Annotated in this window: 1 protein-coding gene; it reads left to right on the plus strand. The window is 60.7% G+C overall.

The window, feature by feature from the left end; all coding sequences use genetic code 11:
• Positions 1-256: 256 nt before the first annotated feature.
• Positions 257-613 carry a DMT family protein gene (locus tag EKE94_RS18485; protein WP_268878296.1) on the plus strand — a complete coding sequence of 119 codons (357 nt, stop codon included), beginning with the start codon at positions 257-259 and terminating at the stop codon, positions 611-613.
• Positions 614-805: the final 192 nt, after the last annotated feature.

Consider the following 805-nt stretch of genomic DNA (forward strand, 5'->3'; position numbering starts at 1 on the left):
CGGCCCGTTGCGGGCATTCGCGAATGGGTCAGTTGCTGCGGCGCAGCTTCATCGCTCCGGACATTCGCCGCGGTTGCACGATAGGGACCGGTGCGAACTCACACTAGCGGACAGAGCCGCCATTGGCGGTGCAGTCATGTCTTCGCCGGTTTGCCGCGGCGCGCTGATCCCTTGCATTGCGACGTGACTTGCGAAGAATGCGAGAGGGCCTCCGTGCCACGTCCTGCGCCGCGAGCCGTCGTCATAGGAGAACTTCGTGCCTGCCCCGCTATGGTCCGTGATCGCACCACTCGCCCTTCTGATATTGTCCAACGTATTCATGACGGTCGCATGGTACTGGCATCTGAAATACCATCAGCTTCCCCTGTGGTCCGTCGTGCTGATCAGCTGGGGCGTGGCCTTCTTCGAGTACTGCCTGGCCGTCCCGGCAAACAGGATAGGCTACACGGTCTGGACGGCCGCTCAGCTCAAGACGATGCAGGAGGTTATTACCCTCGTCGTCTTCTCTCTCTTTGCGGTGCTCTACCTCGGTGAGCATTTCACTTGGAATCATGCGGCAGGCTTCGCCTTGCTTGCCACAGGTGCTTACTTCATTTTTGCCCAGCCGCTTTGAAGAGCGAGCTGACCCACCATCCGACAGCGCCATGTCACAGGCCATGACAGACGCTATGCGGCGACAGTATCGTGTTTTCTATCGGCAGCGCTCGTTTTCTATGCGGCAGCGGTGAAAATGGGCTCGAAGCGGGTATGCGGCGGCGCAGCGGGTCATGCGCTTGGTAGGCAGCGGCGGCCGTTGCTCGCGGCC

This window comes from Mesobaculum littorinae (assembly GCF_004011175.1).
GTDB lineage: Bacteria > Pseudomonadota > Alphaproteobacteria > Rhodobacterales > Rhodobacteraceae > Tranquillimonas > Tranquillimonas littorinae.